Annotated in this window: 21 protein-coding genes and 1 tRNA gene; 20 read left to right on the top strand and 2 right to left on the bottom strand. The window is 69.1% G+C overall.

All coding sequences use genetic code 11. The annotated features are described in order from the left end of the window. The first annotated feature begins 2 nt into the window (after positions 1-2). The 13 genes from FHP06_RS10130 to FHP06_RS10070 are packed head-to-tail and all read left to right on the top strand — an operon-like array spanning position 3 to position 12654. Positions 3-320, top strand: coding sequence for a hypothetical protein (locus FHP06_RS10130; RefSeq protein WP_147686370.1), 318 nt, complete (start codon positions 3-5; stop codon positions 318-320). After that, positions 313-1398, top strand: a complete 1086-nt coding sequence (locus FHP06_RS10125) for a ferredoxin--NADP reductase (protein WP_147686367.1) — start codon at positions 313-315, stop codon at positions 1396-1398. The genes FHP06_RS10130 and FHP06_RS10125 overlap by 8 nt, the downstream gene beginning before the upstream one ends. Continuing rightward, complete coding sequence (locus tag FHP06_RS10120; protein ID WP_230973472.1) at positions 1395-2900, top strand: FAD-binding protein; 1506 nt, start codon at positions 1395-1397, stop codon at positions 2898-2900. Before FHP06_RS10125 ends, FHP06_RS10120 begins: the two co-directional genes overlap by 4 nt. Beyond that, positions 2891-3664, top strand: coding sequence for an MlaE family ABC transporter permease (locus FHP06_RS10115; protein WP_147686365.1), 774 nt, complete (start codon positions 2891-2893; stop codon positions 3662-3664). Before FHP06_RS10120 ends, FHP06_RS10115 begins: the two co-directional genes overlap by 10 nt. Continuing rightward, positions 3665-4504 (top strand): MlaE family ABC transporter permease, encoded by an 840-nt coding sequence (locus FHP06_RS10110; RefSeq protein WP_147686363.1) that lies wholly within the window; start codon positions 3665-3667, stop codon positions 4502-4504. A gap of 4 nt (positions 4505-4508) precedes the next feature. Next, positions 4509-5648 (top strand): MCE family protein, encoded by a 1140-nt coding sequence (locus tag FHP06_RS10105; protein ID WP_147686361.1) that lies wholly within the window; start codon positions 4509-4511, stop codon positions 5646-5648. Positions 5649-5683: 35 nt separating this feature from the next. Continuing rightward, a complete protein-coding gene (locus tag FHP06_RS10100; RefSeq protein ID WP_147686359.1) occupies positions 5684-6751 on the top strand; it encodes an MCE family protein in 1068 nt (355 codons plus the stop codon). Continuing rightward, complete coding sequence (locus FHP06_RS10095; RefSeq protein WP_147686358.1) at positions 6751-7737, top strand: MCE family protein; 987 nt, start codon at positions 6751-6753, stop codon at positions 7735-7737. Before FHP06_RS10100 ends, FHP06_RS10095 begins: the two co-directional genes overlap by 1 nt. Then, positions 7734-8945, top strand: a complete 1212-nt coding sequence (locus FHP06_RS10090; protein ID WP_147686356.1) for an MCE family protein — start codon at positions 7734-7736, stop codon at positions 8943-8945. Before FHP06_RS10095 ends, FHP06_RS10090 begins: the two co-directional genes overlap by 4 nt. After that, a complete protein-coding gene (locus FHP06_RS10085) occupies positions 8942-10252 on the top strand; it encodes an MCE family protein (RefSeq protein WP_147686354.1) in 1311 nt (436 codons plus the stop codon). Before FHP06_RS10090 ends, FHP06_RS10085 begins: the two co-directional genes overlap by 4 nt. After that, positions 10249-11418, top strand: a complete 1170-nt coding sequence (locus FHP06_RS10080; protein ID WP_147686352.1) for an MCE family protein — start codon at positions 10249-10251, stop codon at positions 11416-11418. Before FHP06_RS10085 ends, FHP06_RS10080 begins: the two co-directional genes overlap by 4 nt. A gap of 41 nt (positions 11419-11459) precedes the next feature. Then, positions 11460-11921, top strand: a complete 462-nt coding sequence (locus tag FHP06_RS10075) for a hypothetical protein (RefSeq protein WP_187271888.1) — start codon at positions 11460-11462, stop codon at positions 11919-11921. A gap of 1 nt (position 11922) precedes the next feature. Next, positions 11923-12654 (top strand): hypothetical protein, encoded by a 732-nt coding sequence (locus FHP06_RS10070; protein WP_147686348.1) that lies wholly within the window; start codon positions 11923-11925, stop codon positions 12652-12654. On the opposite strand, the gene FHP06_RS10065 is transcribed toward FHP06_RS10070, so the two are convergent. Beyond that, positions 12651-13463, bottom strand: a complete 813-nt coding sequence (locus FHP06_RS10065) for an SDR family NAD(P)-dependent oxidoreductase (protein ID WP_147686346.1) — start codon at positions 13461-13463, stop codon at positions 12651-12653. The two genes, FHP06_RS10070 and FHP06_RS10065, sit on opposite strands and share 4 nt — an antisense overlap. Positions 13464-13557: 94 nt before the next feature. On the opposite strand from FHP06_RS10065, the gene FHP06_RS10060 reads away from it, so the two are divergent. Genes FHP06_RS10060 through FHP06_RS10035 form a run of 6 tightly spaced genes read left to right on the top strand, consistent with a single transcriptional unit; the run spans position 13558 to position 18522 of the window. Then, a complete protein-coding gene (locus FHP06_RS10060) occupies positions 13558-13755 on the top strand; it encodes a ferredoxin (RefSeq protein ID WP_147686344.1) in 198 nt (65 codons plus the stop codon). Beyond that, the gene (locus FHP06_RS10055; RefSeq protein WP_147686342.1) at positions 13752-14645 is read left to right on the top strand and encodes a 3-oxoacyl-ACP reductase; all 894 of its coding nucleotides are present in this window, start codon (positions 13752-13754) and stop codon (positions 14643-14645) included. Before FHP06_RS10060 ends, FHP06_RS10055 begins: the two co-directional genes overlap by 4 nt. A gap of 10 nt (positions 14646-14655) precedes the next feature. Further along, entirely contained in the window at positions 14656-15432 is a 777-nt protein-coding gene (locus FHP06_RS10050; RefSeq protein ID WP_147686341.1) for an SDR family NAD(P)-dependent oxidoreductase, read from the top strand. A gap of 30 nt (positions 15433-15462) precedes the next feature. Further along, complete coding sequence (locus FHP06_RS10045) at positions 15463-16728, top strand: glycosyltransferase family 4 protein (protein ID WP_147686339.1); 1266 nt, start codon at positions 15463-15465, stop codon at positions 16726-16728. Continuing rightward, on the top strand, positions 16715-17443 hold the full coding sequence (locus FHP06_RS10040) for a class I SAM-dependent methyltransferase (protein WP_147686337.1): 729 nt from the start codon (positions 16715-16717) through the stop codon (positions 17441-17443). The genes FHP06_RS10045 and FHP06_RS10040 overlap by 14 nt, the downstream gene beginning before the upstream one ends. After that, positions 17443-18522: a prenyltransferase/squalene oxidase repeat-containing protein gene (locus tag FHP06_RS10035; RefSeq protein WP_147686335.1), complete on the top strand. Its 1080-nt coding sequence runs from the start codon at positions 17443-17445 to the stop codon at positions 18520-18522. Before FHP06_RS10040 ends, FHP06_RS10035 begins: the two co-directional genes overlap by 1 nt. Here FHP06_RS10035 and FHP06_RS10030 read toward each other — a convergent pair. After that, on the bottom strand, positions 18481-19137 hold the full coding sequence (locus FHP06_RS10030) for a class I SAM-dependent methyltransferase (protein WP_230973471.1): 657 nt from the start codon (positions 19135-19137) through the stop codon (positions 18481-18483). The two genes, FHP06_RS10035 and FHP06_RS10030, sit on opposite strands and share 42 nt — an antisense overlap. Before the next feature lie 55 nt (positions 19138-19192). On the opposite strand from FHP06_RS10030, the gene FHP06_RS10025 reads away from it, so the two are divergent. Next, positions 19193-19279, top strand: a tRNA-Ser gene (locus FHP06_RS10025). Positions 19280-19712 lie beyond the last annotated feature (433 nt).

Genomic DNA, 19712 nt, shown 5'->3' with positions numbered 1-19712 from the left:
CCATGGCGTACATCGTCCCCTCCAGCCCGGAGACCCTGGCTGACCGAGAGCTCTACACCCGGAGCCGGTTGGTGGAGGTGGCGTGCCTGGACTGCCTCGTCCGGGTGAAGGTCCGCAAGAACAGCGACCACCACACGTCGATCCAGTGGAACCAGGAGGCCGGCGACTGCGCGACGTTCGCCGAGCTCTCCCGGCGCGAGGGGGGTCGGCCGGTGCACCAGGCCTGTCCGCGACTGCTCGCCTCGATCGAGGCCGCGGTGCGTGAGGGCGTCGTCCCGATCGGAGCCGGAGTCGACCCGATCGAGACCAGCGATGGCTGACTCCTACGAGCTCGAGGTGGTGGACGTGGTCGAGGAGACCGCGGACGCCCGCTCGATCGTGCTCGACCCCGGCGAGCACCGGGCGGAGTTCGCCCACAAGCCCGGCCAGTTCCTGACCGTCGCGGTGCCCAGTGACCGCACCGGCCTGGTGGCGCGCAGCTACTCGCTCTCGTCGATGCCAGCTGACGAGGGACCCATCACCATCACGGTGAAGCGCACCGAGGAGGGCTACGCCTCCTGCTGGATCTGCGACAACCTGAAGGCCGGCGACCGTCTCCGCGTCCTGCCGCCGTCAGGCATCTTCACGCCCAAGGACCTCGACGCCGACCTTCTGCTCTTCGCGGGCGGCAGCGGCATCACGCCGATCATGTCGATCACCCGGACGGCCCTGGCCCGCGGCTCCGGGCGCATCGTCCTGTTCTACGCCAACAGGGACGAGCGCTCCGTGATCTTCTCCGGGGCGCTCGCCGACCTCGCGGCGCAGCACCCTGACCGGCTCCAGGTCGTGCACTGGCTCGAGTCGGTGCAGGGGCTGCCCACGCAGGAGCAGATGAAGGCGTTCGCGTCCCAGTACCTCGAGTGGGACGCGTTCGTGTGCGGTCCCGGCCCGTTCATGAAGCTCACGGTCGACGCGCTCAAGGACCTGGAGTTCCCGCGCGAGCGCCGGCACCAGGAGAAGTTCGTCTCCCTCGGCGGCAACCCGTTCGAGACCGACGCCGACCGTGAGCCCGGCGCGAGCGACGACGACGAAGACCTTTCGACAAGCTCTAGCGGCACGCTCGTTGAGCCTGTCGAAGCGACGTTTTCCCACCTCCAGGTCGAGCTCGACGGCGAGAACCTGGAGTACGACGACTGGCCGGCCGGACGGACTCTGCTGGAGCACCTGGAGAGCAAGGGCGTCAAGGCGCCGTACTCCTGCCGGCTCGGCGAGTGCTCGGCCTGCGCCGTCCGCCTCTTGGAGGGCGAGGTCACGATGCGCAACAACGACGTGCTCGAGGACGAGGACCTCGACGACGGCATCCGGCTCGCCTGCCAGAGCGAGGCCGCCACGGAGAAGGTGCGGGTGACCTACTCGTGACGCAGCAGTGGTCCGACGAGGTCGACGTCCTCGTCATCGGCGCCGGCATGGCCGGCACGGCAGCCGCCATCGAGGCGGCCCGAGCGGGTGCGTCCGTGCTCGTCGTCGACCGCGGCGGCCGGCTCTCCTGCACGAGTGCGATGGCCGGAGGGCACTTCTACCTCGGCGGCGGCACCCCGGTGCAGCAGGCCGCCGGGTACGACGACACCCCGGAGGAGATGGCCAAGTACCTGTCCGCCGTCTCGCCCGAGTGCGACCCGGAGAAGATCCGCCTCTACACCGAGGGCAGCGTCGAGCACTTCCACTGGCTCGAGGCTCTGGGCTTCGAGTTCGAGCGCTCCTTCTACCCCGGCAAGGCCGTGATGCAGCCGGGCACGGAGGGCGTCATGTTCAGCGGCAACGAGAAGGTGTGGCCGTTCCGCGACCTCGCCGTCCCTGCGCCGCGCGGGCACCAGCCGCCCGTCCCCGGCGACACCGGCGGCGCGGCGCTCGTCGTCGACCTCGCGCTGAAGGAGCTCGACCGCCTCGGCGTCGAGGTCCGGTTCGAGACCGGCGTCACGGACCTGATCACCGACGGTGACGCCGTCGTCGGCGCCGCCTGGAAGCAGTTCACCGAGACCGGCGCCATCCGGGCCGGTGCGGTGGTGATCGCCGCCGGCGGCTTCGTGATGAACCCGGACATGGTGCACGAGCACGCGCCGGCGCTCGAGGCGCTCCAGTCCAACGGCATGCCGCTGGGCAACACGTACGACGACGGCGTCGGCATCCGGCTCGGCGAGTCGGTCGGCGGCGTGGCCGACCACATGGACGGCTGGTTCATCACCGGCCCCTTCTACCCGCCGGGCGACATGCTCAAGGGCATCTGCGTGAACAACCGGGGCGAGCGGTTCGTCGCCGAGGACTCCTACCACTCGCGCACCACCTCGTTCGTCTTCGCGCAGCCCGACCGCCAGGCCTGGCTGATCCTCGACTCCACCCACATGGCCGAGCCCGCGTACGGGTTCCAGCCGCTCGTCGACGGGTGGGAGACCGTCGAGGAGATGGAGACCGGCCTGGGCGTGCCCGCCGGCTCCCTGCGGAAGACGCTCGACGAGTACAACGCCGCTGCTCAGGACGGCGACGACCCCACGTTCCACAAGGCGGCGGAGTACGTCGAGCCGCTCGACACCCCGCCCTACGGCGCCTACGACCTGACCCCCGGACGCTGCTTCTACGCCGGCTTCACCTGCGGCGGCCTGCGGGTCGACGAGGACGGCCGGGTGTTGCGAGTGGACCGCACGCCCGTGGAGGGTGTGTATGCGGCCGGGGCCTGCGCCTCGAACATCGCGGTGGATGGCGAGGGCTACTCGTCGGGCACCCAGCTGGGCGAGGCGTCGTTCTTCGGTCGTCGCGCGGGCCGCCACGCGGCATCCCGGGGCCGCGAAGACGTAACCCAGGTCACATCGGACTCGTTCTCTACCACGAGTCGGCCTGACGGGCCACAGGAGGAGTCATGGGCCTGAGTGCCGCATCCGTGGTCCGTGGACCCGGTGAAGTCGTCGCGATGACGTGGGACGTCATCAAGATGACGTTCACCACGCGGTTCCAGGGACGCGAGTTCGTGGAGCAGGCGTGGTTCGTCACGTCGGTCACGCTGATGCCGACGATCCTGGTGTCCATCCCGTTCGGCGCGATCATCGCGTTGCAGGTCGGCAACCTCACCGGACAGCTCGGCGCCCAGTCGTTCGCGGGCGCCACGGCGGTGCTCGCCACCGTCCGCGAGGCCGCCCCGATCGCCGCGGCCCTGATCATCGCGGGAGCGGCGGGCTCGGCCATCTGCTCCGACCTCGGCGCGCGCAAGATGCGCGAGGAGATCGACGCCATGGAGGTCCTCGGCATCGACCCCGTCGCCCGCCTGGTCGTCCCCCGCGCCCTCGCCACCCTCACCGTCGCCGTGCTCATCAACGGCATCGTGATCGCGGCGGGCATCGGTGGCGGCTACTACTTCACCGTGATCGTGCAGGGCGGCTCGGCCGGCGCGTTCCTCTCCTCCTTCACCGCGCTCGCGACGCTGCCCGACATCTACGTCTCGATGGTGAAGGCGGCGGTCTTCGGGTTCCTCGCCGCGATCGTCGGCGCGTACAAGGGACTCAACGCCGGCGGCGGTCCGGCCGGCGTCGGCCGCGCCGTGAACGAGTCGGTGATCCTCGCGTTCATGCTGCTGTTCTTCCTGAACTCGATCATCACCGCCCTGTACTTCCAGTTCGTGCCCCAGGCAGGTCTGTAGATGAGCACCCTCAGCGACCTCAGCGGCGAGTTCGTCAAGTCCCAGCGTCTCCGTCTGGAGACCTGGGGCGACCAGCTGATCTTCTACGTCAAGGCGATCGGCTGGACGCCGCGCGTCCTGCGCAGCTACCGCGAGGAGGTCGCGAAGACGCTGGCCGAGGTCGTGTTCGGCGTCGGCGCGCTCTCGGTGATCGCCGGCACGGTCGGCGTCATCGCGTTCATGGCGTTCTTCGCCGGCACCGAGGTCGGCCTGCAGGGCTACGCCTCGCTGAGCCAGATCGGCGTCGCCAAGTTCACCGCGTTCATCTCGGCGTACTTCAACACTCGCGAGGTCGCGCCGCTCGTCTCGTCCATCGCGCTGGCGGCCACCGTCGGCTGCGGCTACACCGCGCGCCTCGGCGCGATGCGCATCAACGAGGAGATCGACGCGCTGGAGGTCATGGGTGTCCCGTCGCTGCCCTTCCTGGTGACCACCCGCATCGTGGCCGGCTTCATCGCCGTCATCCCGCTCTACACGGTCGCGCTGCTCGCCTCGTACTTGTCACCACGCTTGATCACGACACTGATCTACGGGGAGTCGGTGGGCACCTATGACCACTACTTCCTGCAGTTCCTGCCACCCGTCGACGTGCTCTGGTCGTTCGGCAAGCTGCTCGTCCTGGCCGTCCTGATCATCCTCATCCACTGCTACTACGGCTTCTCCGCCACCGGCGGCCCGGCCGGCGTGGGCGTGGCGGTCGGCCGCGCGATCCGGACGTCGATCGTGACGGTCGTCGTCGCCGACTTCTTCCTGAGCTACGCCATCTGGGGCTCCACCACCACCGTGCGGATCACGGGGTAGCCGGATGCTGATCAACGTCTTCCACGACTCTCCGGGCGAGCACCGGAGGCTCGCCCTTGCCGGGATCGCGTCGATCGTCACCATCGGCCTGCTCATCGCGCTCTCCATCGCCATCTACGACAAGAAGTTCACCAAGAGCACCGACGTCACCGTGATGGCCGACCGCGCCGGCCTCCAGCTGGCCCGGTTCGGCGACGTCCGCCTGCACGGCGCCCTCGTCGGGTACGTCGACAAGATCGAGAGCGACGGCGAGCACGCCAAGATCACCCTCGCCCTGAAGCCGTCGGCCGCCGAGAAGATCCCGGACAGCGTGAACGCCCGGATCCTGCCCACCACGCTGTTCGGCCAGAACTACGTCGAGCTGGTGCCGCAGAAGGGTGGGTCCGCGGCCAGCCCGCTCCGCGACGGCTCGGTCATCCCGGCGAACCGCGTCTCCACGAACACCGAGATCCAAAGCATCCTGGCCAACCTGTTCCCGCTGCTCCGCTCCATCCGGCCGGGCGACCTGAACGCCACGCTGTACGCCCTCGCGCACGCGCTGCAGGGCAAGGGCGACCAGCTCGGCAAGACGTTCGTCGAGCTCGACGACTACCTGAACCGCGTCAACGTGCACCTGCCGACGCTGAAGTCGGACCTGAAGCTGCTCTCCGACGTCTCCAAGACCTACGACATGGCTGCGCCGGACATCATCACGTTGCTGAAGAACGCGACCGTCACGGCGAACACCATCTCCGCGAAGGAGCAGCAGTTCCACGGGGCGCTCGACAGCCTGACGGGACTCGCGCAGATCACGACGGTCACGCTGAAGGAGAACGAGAAGGGACTCGTCTCGCAGGTGCAGACCGCGCGCCCGCTGCTGAAGCTGCTGGACACCTACTCCCCGGAGATCCCCTGCGTGATCTCCGGCCTGGACCACCAGATCCCGGACTCCCAGAACGTCTTCCAGAACCAGATCATCCACCAGACGATGGAGCTGGGCGCCCCCCAGCGCACCCCGTACACCGAGAAGGACAAGCCGGTCTACGGCGAGATCGGGCACGGACCCTGGTGCCTCGGCCTGCCCGACAACCACCAGATCCCGGCCCCGTACGTGCCGCTCAAGGACGGGTCGAACCGTGACGACCCGGGCGGAGGCATCAAGTGAGCGCCGCGAAGAGGCCCTCGTCGCGGGGTCCGCGCATGACCGCGCGCGACGTGACGTTCACCCTCGCCGCGATCCGCTTCGGCATCTTCGCGGTGGTCTCGCTCGCCGTCACCGGCATGCTCGTGATCATCATGGGCGGCCTGAGCTTCGGCTCCCAGTCGAAGTACCACGCGATCTTCGACAGCGCGTCCGAGCTGACCTCCGGCGACCAGGTGCGCATCGCCGGCGTCGTCGTCGGCAAGGTCACGAAGGTCGAGTTCTACCACCGCACCCAGGCGAAGGTGACGTTCGAGGTCGACGACGACGTCCCGCTGACGAAGGACTCGCGCGCCAACGTCCGGTTCCTGAACCTGATCGGCGACCGCTACATGTCCCTGGAGCAGGGCAAGAAGGACGCGCCGCGGCTCAAGGCCGGCGCGACGATGCCGGCCAGCCGCACCACGCCGGCCCTCAACCTGACCGCGCTGTTCAACGGCTTCCAGCCGCTGTTCTCCGCCCTGCGTCCCGAGGACGTCAACAAGCTGTCGCTCAACCTCGTCCGCGTGCTGCAGGGCGAGGGCGGCACGGTGCAGGACCTGCTCGCCAACACCGCGTCGCTCACCGACACCCTCGCCGACCGCGACGAGCTCATCGGCGACGTGATCACCAACCTCAGCACGCTGATGGGCACCGTCGACGAGCACCACCAGCAGCTGGACGAGCTGCTGACGTCGATGCGGGCGTGGTTCGGCGACCTGGCCAAGGACCGCACCACGATCGGCACGTCGCTCGACAACATCTCCCAGGTCACCGAGACGGTGGCGGACCTGCTGACGCGAGCCCGTCCGCTCGTGACCGCCGACGTCAAGCAGATCCGCCGCCTGTTCACCGAGCTGGCGAAGCCGGCGAACAAGAAGTACCTCGACCGGACCCTGGACCTGCTGCCGACCATGCTGGCCAAGCAGACCCGCATCGGCGTCTACGGCTCCTGGTACAACTACTACCTCTGCGAGTTCCAGGGCGGCGTCGTGCTGCCGAGCCAGATCATGGACTCCCTGCCCGAGGTGGCCCGCAAGTACATGGCCGAGTTCACCATGGTCAGCCGCGCGAAGAGGTGTCAGTGATGGCGCGCCGCAGCGACTCGAGACTGCAGAAGCTGGGCGTCGTCGCCCTGGCGCTGCTGCTGCTCGTCATGGTCCTCGCGTTCAACCTGCAGAAGCTGCCCGGCTTCCGCGGCACCACGTACCACGCCGAGCTGACCGACGCGAACGGTCTGCGCACCGGCGCGGAGGTGCAGGTCGCCGGCATCCGGGTGGGCCGCGTCAGCAAGCTGCACATCGGCCAGCAGAAGATCGTCATCGACTTCGACGTGAAGGGCACGTCGCTCGGCCGGGACACCCGGGCCAGCGTCGAGGTGAAGAGCCTGCTCGGCGAGAAGTTCCTCAACCTCACGTCCAAGGGCGGCGGCGAGATGAAGGGCGGGTCCACCATCCCGCTCGCCCGCACCGACGTCTCCTACGACATCGTCGGCACCCTCGGGACGCTGACCACCACCACCGAGGAGATCGACAAGGACAAGCTGACCGACGCGCTCGGCACGCTCGCCGAGACGGTGGACGCCGCCGCGCCCGAGGTGCGGTCGAGCTTCACCGGGCTGTCCCGGCTGTCGAAGTCGATCGCGTCCCGCGACGACGACATCGAGGCCCTGCTCTCGCGCGCCCGCAACGTCACGAAGCTGCTCGACGAGCGCAAGGGCGACCTCGTCGGGTTGATGAAGCAGGCCGACCTGATCTTCCACGAGCTCGAGATCCGCAAGGAGACGATCCACACCCTGCTCGTCAACGCCACCGAGCTGGCCGACCAGCTCGGCGGGCTGGTGAAGGACAATCGGGAGCAGATCAAGCCGACGCTCGACCGCCTGGAGAACGTCCTGACGTTCCTGCACGCCCGCGAGGACCAGATCGAAACGTTGATCCGCAACTACGGCCCGTACGTCAACATCCTCGGCAACGTGCTCGGCACCGGCCCGTGGTTCGACGCCATCGTCCCGAACATCACCGGCATCTTCGACGGCGAGTTCATCCCGGCACCTCCGGGAGGCACGCGATGACGAACGTGACCACCTGGATCCGCGACCACGTGATGCTGGCGGCGTCCGCCGGCGTCGCGCTGCTGCTGCTCGTGGCGTTCGTGATCTTCCCGGGCAACGGCAGCCGCACCCTCACCGCGCACTTCGACCGCGCCGTCGCGGTGTACCCGGGCACCGAGCTGCGCGTCATGGGCGTGCGGATCGGCGAGGTCACCGACGTGGTGCCCGACGGCAACAGCGTCCGCGTCGTGATGAAGTACGACGCGCAGTACAAGCTGCCCGCCGGGGCGAAGGCCGCCGTCGTCACCCCCACGCTGATCGCCGACCGCTACGTGCAGGTCTTCCCGGCCTACGGGTCGGGCCCGGTCATGGCCGACGGCGCCGACATCCCGCTCGACCGCACGAACACACCGATCGAGCTCGACCGCATGTACAAGGCGATCAACGACCTCTCCACGACGCTCGGCCCGAAGGCCGGGTCCACGCGCGGAGCGCTCGACGCCCTGCTCACCGCCGGCGCGAAGGCGCTGGACGGCAACGGCAAGCTCGGCTCGGAGACCATCCGGAACCTGTCCGCCGCCGCCAACACGTTCTCCCGGAACCGCGGCCCGCTCTTCGACAACGTCAGCCAGCTCGCCGAGATCACCCAGACCTTGGCGGCCAACGACACCACCGTCCAGCAGTTCATGGAGAGCCTCACGTCGGTGTCCGGGCAGCTGGCCGGCGAGAAGGACGAGATCGCGAAGGTGCTCGAGGCGCTCGGCGACGTCCTCGGCTCGGTGAAGGGCTTCGTCCACGACAACCGTGCCGACCTGAAGACGGACATCGACCTGCTGAACAGCCTGCTGAAGCGCGTCGACCGCCAGAAGGACAATCTCGGCCTGGTGGTCGAGAAGGGCTCGCTGGCGCTCGGCAACCTGGGCCTCGCCTTCGACCCCTCCACGGGCAGCTTCGGCTCCCGGCTCCAGGTGGCCCCAGGCATCCTGTTCCGTCCGGACCAGTTCCTCTGCCAGACCCTCGTCAACTCCGGTGCTCCCGAGTCGGTCTGCAAGATCCTGTCGACCCTCCTCGAGCCGCTCCTGCCCATCACCGCGCCGATCGCGTCGAAGGCCGTCGGCACGGGGGTCACCAAGCCCGACGCCTCCACCCCGACGCCGGCACCGTCCGGCGGCACCCCGAGCGACGGCCCGCGGTCGCTGCTCTCGCTGCTGGGAGGTGGTCTGGGATGAAGCGCCGCATCGTCGCCATGCTCTCCCTGGCGCTCGTCCTGGGCGGCTGCGGGTTCGACGGCATCTACGACCTCCCGCTGCCCGGCAACAAGGTCAGCGAGGGCGACGGGTTCGAGGTCAGTGCCGACTTCGCCGACGCACTGAACGTCGTCCCGCGCTCGTCGGTGATGGTCGGCGACGTCCCGGTCGGCCAGGTGGTCTCGGTCAAGCGCGTAGGCTGGCACGCCCGCGTGAAGATGCGCATCCGCGACGACGTGAAGCTGCCCGACGACGCGCAGGCCACGATCCGCCAGACCAGCCTCCTGGGCGAGAAGTACGTGGCACTCTCCAAGCCCACGGACGCCGAGGGCAAGGAGGTCGCGGGCACCGGGCGTCTCGGCCAGGGCGACGTGATCCCGATGGAGGACACCGGCCGCAACCCGGAGGTCGAGGAGGTCCTCGGTGCGCTGTCGTTCGTGCTCACCGGCGGTGGCATCGGCCAGCTGCAGACCATCACGCACGAGCTGAACGAGATGATGGAGGGCCGCACCGGGAAGATCAAGCACGTCCTCACCAACGTCAACACGCTGGTCTCCACGCTGAACGACCAGCGGAACGACATCGTCCAGGCGATGGAGTCGATCAACGGGCTCAGCGCCACGCTGGTGTCCGAGAAGGACACCATCGGCAAGGCCCTGGACGCCGTGGGTCCCGCCGTCACCGCCCTGCGCAACCAGCACCAGGACCTCGTGAAGACCCTGTCCGAGCTGGACGACCTCGGGGTCGTCGGCACCCGCGTGGTCAACGCCACCAAGGACGACCTGGTGGCCGAGCTTCAGCACCTCGAGCCGGTGCTGCGGAAGCTCGCCGACACCGGGGACGAGCTCGTGCCGGGCACCGTCGCCGCGGCCAGCTACCCGTTCTCGCTCGAGGCGGGCGACGCCATCCACGGCGACTTCGCGAACGTCGTCTTCAAGTTCCAGATCAAGCTCACCCCGATCAGCGAGGGCGGGTTGATCCCGACCACGCTGCCCGACCTCGTCCGGCTCTGCCGTGCCACGCCGCTGGCGCCGATCTGCTCGCCGGCCGGCGACGCGATCGACAAGCTCTGCTCCGTCCTCAAGAACATCCCGCTGTGCGACAAGCACGACGTCGGCACGGTGGAGAGCACCCTGACCGACGTGCAGCGCGACGCCGGGAAGTCCGGCGCGTCCGGTCCGGCCCCGAAGCCCACCGACCTGCTCACCCCCACGCCGAACAGCGGCAACACCAGTGGCGGGTTCGTGCAACGCCTGATCAGCGGCCTGCTGGGAGGTGGGTCGTCATGAGGCGCGGCATCCAGGTCCGGCTCATCGCGTTCGTCCTGCTGAGCGTGCTCGGCATGGGCTACGTCGGCGCGTCCTACCTCGGCTTCGTCGACTCCGTCCTGGGCCGTGGCTACACCGTCCACGTCACGCTGCCCGACTCCGGCGGCCTGTTCGAGGGCAGCGAGGCCACCTACCGCGGCGTGAAGATCGGCAAGGTCACCAAGATGTCCGTCGACGCCGATGGCCTGCGCGTGGACCTGCGCCTGAAGGACGACGCCAAGGTCCCGGCGAGCTCTCCGGTCTTCGTGCACAACCTGAGCGCCGTCGGCGAGCAGTACCTGTCCTTCGAGCCGACGTCGAGGTCCGGGCCGATGCTCAAGGACGGCGACACCGTGCGCGGCACGAAGGACAGCCTCCCGGTGGGCGAGGACGTGCTGCTCACCGACCTGAGCCGGTTCGTCAGCAGCCTCGACGGCCCCGAGCTGGGCGACGTCATCCACGAGCTCGGCACGATGTTCCGTGACAACGCGCAGCCGTTGCGCACGATGGTCGACAGCGCGACGAAGTTCATCGACGAGGCCCGCGCCCACGAGCCGGAGACGATCTCGCTGATCAACACGGCCGGCACGGTGCTGCGGACCCAGCAGGACAACGCCGCGAACATCCAGTCCTTCTCCGAGGACCTCGCCGCGCTCACCGGCACGCTCGCGACGTCCGACGCCGACCTGCGGAAGGTGCTCGCGCAGGCCGGTCCCGCCGCCGACGAGCTCGTCATCGTGGTGAAGACACTGCGTCGCCAGCTCCCGACGCTGCTCGGCACGTTGACCAACATCGCGAAGGTGCTCGACAGCCGGCTGCCGGCCCTCGAGCAGCTCCTGGTGACCTTGCCGCGGCTCGTCGCGGCCGGCCCGACCGCCCAGACCCAGGGCAAGCAGCACTTCGGTCGAGTTCACCTGAACCTCAACATGGTGCCGAACCCGTGCACCGACGGGTACCTGCCGCCGAGCCAGTGGCGTCCGACGTCGGAGATGCGGTCCGGCGTCAGCGCGCCCCTGAGCTCCGATCACAGCTTCGAGCCGTACTATCCGGCACAGTGCAAGACCGGGCCGCCGACCAACATGCGCGGCATGAAGTACGCGCCGGCCCCGGTCGACTGGCGGGACGAGTACAAGAAGGCGATCGAGTGAGTCGTAGGAGAGCTGTCGACGTCGTTCTCGCTGTGGTGCTCGTGGGGTTGCTCGGGTGGCTCGTCATGTTCGCCGTGCGCGGCAGCGCCGCGGCCCCGGGCAGCACGCCGGCTGAGGAGCGTGACGACCAGTACGCCGCCATCACGCGAGCCGCGCGCACGGAAGTGCTCGCGTTCCTCAAGGTCGACCACACGAACATGAAGCCCCTCACCGACGCGGTGCTCGACGGCGCCACGGGCACGTTCAAGAAGCAGTACGAGTCGTCGGTGAAGACGTTGACCGAGGCCGCTGAGGCGCAGGAGTCGATGTCCACCGGTCACGTCGACGAGATCGGGCTCGGCGAGGTCGACGACGACTCGGCGTCCGTGTACGTCGCGGCCGGCAGCAAGGTCCAGAACAAGGGCACGAAGGGCAAGACCCAGGACACGTCCTGGCGGATCAAGCTGACCATGACGGAGAAGGACGGCCGGTGGCTCGTCTCCGACCTGGAGTTCGTGGGCTGACATGGCGAGGCTGAAGAAGGACGAGCGGATCTGCCCGTTCTGCGCGGAGACGATCAAGGCCGCGGCCACCAAGTGCCGCTACTGCCAGTCCGACCTCCCGCCCGAGCCGAAGGCGGCGCCCGAGCCGGAGCCGGTGGTCGAGTCCGACGAGCCCACGGAGGTCGAGCTCGTCGAGCCCACGGTGGTTGAGCTTGTCGAAACCACGGAACCTGAACTCCAGGAACCCCGCGACGTCCGCACGTTCCTCCAGGAGCGCCTGACCTTGCTGCTCGCCGGAGCGGTGCTCCTCGCCGCGGCCGGCGTGGGTGTCTGCTGGTGGCGGGCCGAGCACGGGTCGCCGACGATCGACGAGGACGCGCGGACCCAGGTGCTCGTCTCGGCCGCCGACCTGACACAGCGGACGCTGTCCTACGACTACAAGTCGCTCGACCAGGACATGGAGACCGCGACGGCCAAGATGACGCCGGGCTTCCGCAAGGAGTACCGGTCGACGATGGAGCAGGTCCGGGCGAACACCGAGAAGAACAAGATCGTCCTCGAGGCGGCGGCCGTGGCGTCGGCGATCATCGACGTCAGCGAGACCAAGGCCAAGGTCCTCGTGTTCGCGAACCAGACCACCACGGTCGGCACCGGCAAGGCCAAGAAGCAGCAGCTGCTGCGCAACAGCCTCGTCGTCACCCTGGAGCGCGACGGCGGCGACTGGGTGATCGACAAGCTCACCGCCCTCGGTTAGGTCTTCACCTTCGACGTCACGCGCCCGACGAGCCCGGACCGGCTGGGGTAGACGCGGGTCAGCAGGTCGACGGCGCGCGCGTCGGGACCGACGGTCACCCGGGCCCGGTCCTTCTCGATGGCGTGCACGATCCGCTTGGCGACGGAGCTCGGCGGCCGCATCGCCAGTGGCGCCAGCCGGGACTGGCCCATCGTCGCGAGGCGGGCCGCGTGGGTGCCGCGAGCGGCGTTCGTGATGTTGGTGCGGATCGCGCCGGGGAAGACGACCGTCACGCCGACGTCCGTGGTGACCAGCTCCGCGCGCAGGGCCTCGGTGAACGAGCGGACGGCGCCCTTGGTCAGCGAGTAGGCCACGTTGTGCGGCAGGCCGAGCAGGCCGACCATGCTCGACATGTTGACGATGTGCCCCTCGTCGGCGGCGCGCAGCGCGGGGAGGAAGGCGCGGCAGCCGTGGACGACGCCCCAGACGTTGATGTCGACGATCCAGTGCAGGTCGTCGAGCGACTCCTCCTCGAACCCGCCTGCCGAGGTGACGCCGGCGTTGTTCACCAGGATGTGACAGGCGCCGTGGTGCTCCACGACCTCGTCGGCGACGGCCTGGACGCGCTCGGCGTCGCGGACGTCGACGGTGTGCACGCTCGCCCGGCGGCCGATCGACCGCACGAGGTCGGCGGACTCGGCGGCGTTCTGCTCGCTCACGTCGAGCACGGCGACGTCGGCACCGCGTCGGGCCAGGGCCTCGCAGGTGGCTCGGCCGATGCCGCTGCCACCACCGGTGACGACGGCGACGCGGTCGGTGATGGTCCTCATCCTCGAAGGCCTTTCCGGGGGACGTGTCCAAACGGACCCTGCACGGGTTAGACTAGAACACGTTCTAATCGAGGTGTCGAAGCGAGGGACAGCAATGGCCAGGGTTGTTGCCGACTACGACCTGTGCGAGTCGAATGCACTGTGCGAGGCGGTCGCGCCGGACGTGTTCCGGCTCGACGACGACGACTTCCTGCAGATCGACGACGGGACCGTCACCGACGAGAACCGGGCCCGGATCGAGCAGGCCGTCGCGTCCTGCCCGAAGGCAGCGCTGAAGATCGTGGACGAATGAGCTCCACCTCCCTGGACGGCCGCGTCGCCGTCGTCACTGGCGCGGGCGCGGGTCTCGGACGTGCCGAGGCGGTTGCGCTGGCGAAGGCCGGTGCGCGCGTGGTGCTCAACGACCTGCCCGGAGCCGCGGACGAGGCCGCCGACGAGATCAAGGCGCTCGGCGCCGAGGCGGTCATCGCCGCCGGCGACGTGGGCGAGCGGTCCACCGCCGACCTGATCGTGCAGACCGCGCTGGAGTCCTTCGGCTCGCTCGACGTCGTCGTGAACAACGCCGGCATCACCCGCGACCGGATGCTGTTCAACATGTCCGACGAGGAGTTCGACCTCGTCCTCCGCATCCACCTGCGCGGCCACTTCCTGCTCTCCCGCAACGCCGCCTCCCACTGGCGCCAGGTCGCCAAGGACACCGGCGCCCCGGTCGACGCGAGCGTGATCAACACGGCGTCGGAAGCGTTCCTCACCGGATCGCCGGGCCAGGCCAACTACGCCGCCGCGAAGGGCGGCATCGCCGCGCTGACGCTCTCGACCGCCCGCGGTCTCTCTCGCATCGGCGTGCGCGCCAATGCCATCTGCCCCCGCGCCCGCACGGCCATGACCGCCGAGGTCTTCGGCGAGGACACTTCGGGTCAGGCCGTCGACCCGTACAGCCCCGACCACGTCGCGCCGCTCGTCGCGTACCTCGCGTCGCCGGCGTCCGCGCGCATCAGCGGCCAGGTGTTCGTCGTCTACGGCGGCATGGTGGCGCTGCTCGCCGCGCCGTCCGTCGACCAGCGCTTCGACACCGAGAGCGACCTCTGGTCCGCCGACGAGCTCGACCGGACCCTGGGCGGCTTCTTCGCCGACCGCGACCCCGAGCTCTCGTTCGCCGCCGACTCCATCCTGACGCTCTAGGAGAACCCCGATGTCTCGACTCAAGGACAAGCGCGCCGTCATCACCGGCGGCGCCCAAGGACAGGGCGAGGCCATCGCGCGCGCCTTCGTCGGCGAGGGCGCCCGGGTGATCATCGCCGACGTCGCCGACGACGCGGGGGAGACGCTGGCCAAGGAGCTCGGCGACGCCGCGACGTTCACGCACCTCGACGTCAGCGACCCGGCGTCCTGGGACGCCCTCATGGCGCACGCCGAGGAGGATCTCGGCGGCGGGGTCGACGTGCTCGTGAACAACGCGGGCATCCTGCGCTTCGGCGAGGTCGACACCATGCCGCTGGAGGACTTCAACCTGGTCATCGACGTGAACCTGCGCGGCTGCTTCCTGGGCATGCGCGCCGTCGCGCCGGTCATGAAGGCCAACCGTCGCGGCTCGATCATCAACTGCTCGTCGGTCGAGGGCCTGGCCGGCATGGCGTCCCTCGCGGCCTACACGGCCAGCAAGTTCGCGATCCGCGGGATGACCAAGGCGGCGGCCGTCGAGCTCGGCGCGCACAACGTCCGCGTGAACTCCGTCCACCCCGGCATGATCAACACCCCGATGACCCAGGTGCACGGCGGCGACGCGGCCATGGAGTACGGCGCGACCCGCGTTCCGCTCGAGCGCGTGGGAACGCCGGAGGACATCGCACCGTTGTACGTGTACCTCGCGAGCGACGAGAGCAGCTACACCACCGGCGGCGAGTTCGCCGTCGACGGCGGGGTCACCGCCACCCACTCGTTCTACCCGGGGAACCGCGGGGGAAGATAGTCCCAGGTCAACCACCACGGAGGCGGCACCTTGCGCATCGCACTCACGTCCTACCGCAGCAAGCCACACTGCGGCGGCCAGGGCGTCTACGTGCGCCACCTGAGCCGCGAGCTGGTGGCGCTGGGCCACACCGTCGAGGTGTTCTCCGGCCAGCCGTACCCCGAGCTGGACGAGGGCGTCACGCTCACCAAGGTCCCGTCGCTCGACCTGTACCGCGAGCCGGATCCCTTCCGCACGCCGTGGCCGTCGGAGTACCGCGACCTCGTCGACGTCGAGGAGGTGCTGACGATGTGGACGGCGGGCTTCCCGGAGCCCAAGACGTTCTGGAAGCGCACGGCGAAGCTGCTCAAGGACCGCCGCGACGACTTCGACATCATCCACGACAACCAGACGCTCGCGTACGGCCTGCTCGACGCCGCTGAGATGGGCTTCCCGGTGATCGGGACCATCCACCACCCGATCACGTTCGACCGCCGCATCGACCTCGCCAACGCGCCTACCTGGCGCAAGAAGCTGGCGCTGCGCCGCTGGTACGGCTTCCTGCGGATGCAGAAGAAGGTCGCCCGCCAGCTGCCCAAGATCCTCACCGTCTCGGAGTCGAGCAAGAACGACATCGTCGCCGACTTCGGCGTCGACCCTTCGCGCCTGGAGGTCATCACGCTCGGCGTCGACGACGTCTTCGTGCCGCCCACCAAGCCGCGCGTGCCCGGTCGCCTCGTCGCCATGGCCAGCGCGGACGCTCCGATGAAGGGCGTCGCCACGCTGCTCGAGGCGTTCGCCAAGTTGCGCACCGAGCGTGACGTCGAGCTGGTGCTCGTCACCAAGCCGGGCCGTCGCACCACCAAGCTCATCGACCAGCTGGGCATCGGCGACGACGTCCGGTTCGTCAACGGGATCAGCGAGACCGAGCTCGTCGAGGTGATGGGGTCGGCGGAGATCGCCTGCGTCCCGTCGCTCTACGAGGGCTTCTCGCTCCCGACGGCCGAGCTGATGGCCTGCGCCACGCCGCTGGTCGTCAGCCGCGCCGGCGCCATCCCTGAGGTCGTCGGCGCGGACGGCGAGTGCGCCACCCTCGTCACCCCGGGTGACGTCGGCGAGCTGGTCAACGCCATCGGCGACCTGCTCGACGACCCGGAGCGCCGCGCGGCCATGGGTGCCGCCGGTCGCAAGAGAGCGCTGGAGACCTTCAGCTGGGCTGCGGTGGCGAAGGCCACCGCCGCTGCGTATGAGGAAGTGATCGCCGGCGGGGATGCCGGGCCGCGGGCGGCAGAAGGAGAAGAGCATGCTCACCGTTGACTTCGAGCGGCTGGGCCTCAAGCCTGGCGACCGCGTGATCGACATGGGCTGCGGCGCCGGCCGCCACGCCTTCGAGATGTACCGCCGAGGCGCTGACGTCATCGCCTTCGACCAGGACGCCGACGAGCTCGCCAACGTGCTCGAGCTGTTCGGCGCGATGAAAGAGGCCGGCGAGGTGCCCGAGGGCGCGTCGGCCGACATCAAGGAGGGCGACGCCCTGGCGCTGCCGTTCGCCGACGGCGAGTTCGACCGCGTCGTCGCGTCCGAGGTGCTGGAGCACATCCCCGCCGACATCCAGGCCATCGAGGAGCTCGTCCGCGTGCTGCGTCCGGGCGGCACGATGGCCGTCACGGTGCCGCGGTGGCTGCCGGAGATCATCTGCTGGAAGCTGTCCGAGGACTACCACAACACCCCCGGCGGCCACATCCGCATCTACTCCGACAAGGAGCTGATCGGAAAGCTGCAGAACGCCGGCATGGTGTTCGAGGGCATCGACTACGCGCACGGCCTGCACTCGCCGTACTGGTGGCTGAAGTGCGCCGTCGGCGTGAAGAACGACGACCACCCGCTCGTGAAGGCGTACCACCAGGTGCTGGTGTGGGACATCATGAAGACCCCTCGCTACAGCGTCGCCACCCGGCTGGCGGAGAAGGCGCTCAACCCGCTGATCGGCAAGAGCATGGTGCTGTACCTGCGGAAGCCTGAATCAGCCTGATGCTGACGCCCGACCAGGTTGCCGAGACGGCGGCCAGCATCGCGGGGATGCAGGAGCCGGACGGCGCCATCCCCTGGACGATCGGTGAGCACACCGACGTCTGGAACCACGTCGAGGCCGCGATGGCGCTCGTCGTGGGCGGTGAGCTGGAGGCAGCGACCAAGGCGTACGAGTGGGTGGCGCACCACCAGCGCCCCGACGGCTCGTGGCCCATGAAGTTCGTCGCCGGCACGGTCGAGGACCACAGCACCGAGTCGAACATGAACGCGTACGTCGCGGTCGGGGTGCTGCACCACTGGACGGTGCTGCAGGACCGCGCGTTCGTCGAGCGGATGTGGCCGGTCGTGCGTCGCGCCCTCGACCGCGTCGTCGACCTGCAGCTGCCGTTCGGCGGCATCGCGTGGTCGCAGGAATGGGAGGACCACGCCCCGGCCACGGTGAATCGTGAGGCGCTGCTCGCCGGCAGCTCGAGCATCTACCAGTCGTTGCGGGCCGGCGTCGCGCTCGCCGAGCTGATGGACGAGCCGCAGCCGGAGTGGGAGCTCGCGGGCGGCCGGCTCGGCCACGCCGTGCGGGAGCACCGCGACCAGTTCCTCGACAAGTCGCAGTTCTCGATGGACTGGTACTACCCGGTGCTCGGCGGTGCCGTGCGTGGTCCCGCGGCCGGCGAGATGCTCGCGTCGGAGTGGGACACGTTCGTCGTCGACGGCCTCGGCATCCGCTGCGTGAGCACGAACCCCTGGGTCACCGGCGCCGAGACGTGCGAGCTCGTGATGGCGCTGGCCTCCATCGGCGACGAGCGCGCGGAGAAGCTGTTCGCGGACATGCAGCACCTGCGCAGCGACGAGGGCAAGTACTGGACCGGCCTCGTCTACCCCGAGAACGTGAACTGGCCGGTGGAGCACACCACCTACACGGCCGCGGCGGTCATCCTCGCCTGGGACGTCCTCACCGGCACCACGCCCGGCGCCGGGATCATGACCGGCCACGGCATCGGCGTGGAGTTCGAGGAGCTCGCGCTGGAGTGCGACTGCCCGTCAACCGACCAGCTCACCGGCGTCTCCCCGGGTCCGCACTAGCGCCCGCATCGAGCCGACCGTCTCCAGCGGCTCGTAGCTGCCCGACTGCACGGCGCGCTGCCAGACGTGGAACGGCGCCTGGCCGCCGTCCTCGGGCCGCTCGAAGACGTCGTGGATGACGAGGGTGCCGCCGGCCATGACCCAGTGCGCGAAACCGGTGTAGTCGTTCTGGGCGTGGACCTCGGCATGACCGCCGTCGATGAACAGCAGGCTGACCGGGGTGCGCCACCACGCGGCCACGGTGGTCGAGCGGCCGACGACGGCGTTGACCTGGTCCTCGAGCCCGGCCCGCTGGATCGTCCGCCGGAACACGGGCAGCGTGTCCATCAGCCCGGTTTCCGCGTCGACGAGCGACGCGTCGTGGTGCTCCCACCCGGCCTGGTTCTCCTCGGACCCGCGATGGTGGTCGACGGTGAGCACCGTGCCGCCCACCTCGCGCGCCGCGGCACCCAGGTAGATGGCCGACTTCCCGCAGTACGTCCCGATCTCCAGCGCCGGCCCGTGGGGCAGCCGCTCGCGCCCGAGCCGGTGCAGGAACGCCCCCTCGTCGTCGGGCATGAATCCCTTGGCGTCCAGGGCGTGCGTCAGCAGGTCAGCGGGCATCTCCGAGCTCATGGGACCACTCTGCCCGGGCTGAATTCGCTGTGGGAGGTCGGGTAAGGTACCCCGCGGTGGCGTGTCCGAGCGGCCGAAGGTGCATCACTCGAAATGATGTGTGGGGTCAAACCCACCGTGGGTTCAAATCCCACCGCCACCGCAAAGTTGAAGCCCCCGATTTTGACTGCAATTGCAGCGATATCGGGGGTTTCACTTTTTCACAAAGTCGGTTTGGGCACATTTTGGGCACACTTTTCTCACGATGCGGATGAGATTGGGCCGCAGAGTGCACGGCACCGTGTCCGAGAACCTGCGCGCAGCTCAAAAGTGCCTTCACTGCCTCTCCTGTTTCACGTGTGCTATCCCGGAAAGGGCGTAGGTCATTGCGCCCAGTTTGGAATTGCAAGCAGACCTCCGGGCAATCGCAGGTAGAACCTGCCAGCGCTTGCGCGGCATTGCTGTTCGGTGTGTTCCTCGCGCGAAGGCGAGCGGTTCGTAGGTCGTCGAGGCCGCGCCGGGCCACGTGACCGCCGTCCGCGACCTCGTCATCGATCCGCTCAGTGCTGCGCAGATCACGGTCCTCGCCGAGATCG

This window comes from Aeromicrobium terrae (assembly GCF_008039565.1).
Classification (GTDB): domain Bacteria; phylum Actinomycetota; class Actinomycetes; order Propionibacteriales; family Nocardioidaceae; genus Aeromicrobium; species Aeromicrobium terrae.
This window is presented reverse-complemented; position numbering and strand designations above follow the sequence as displayed.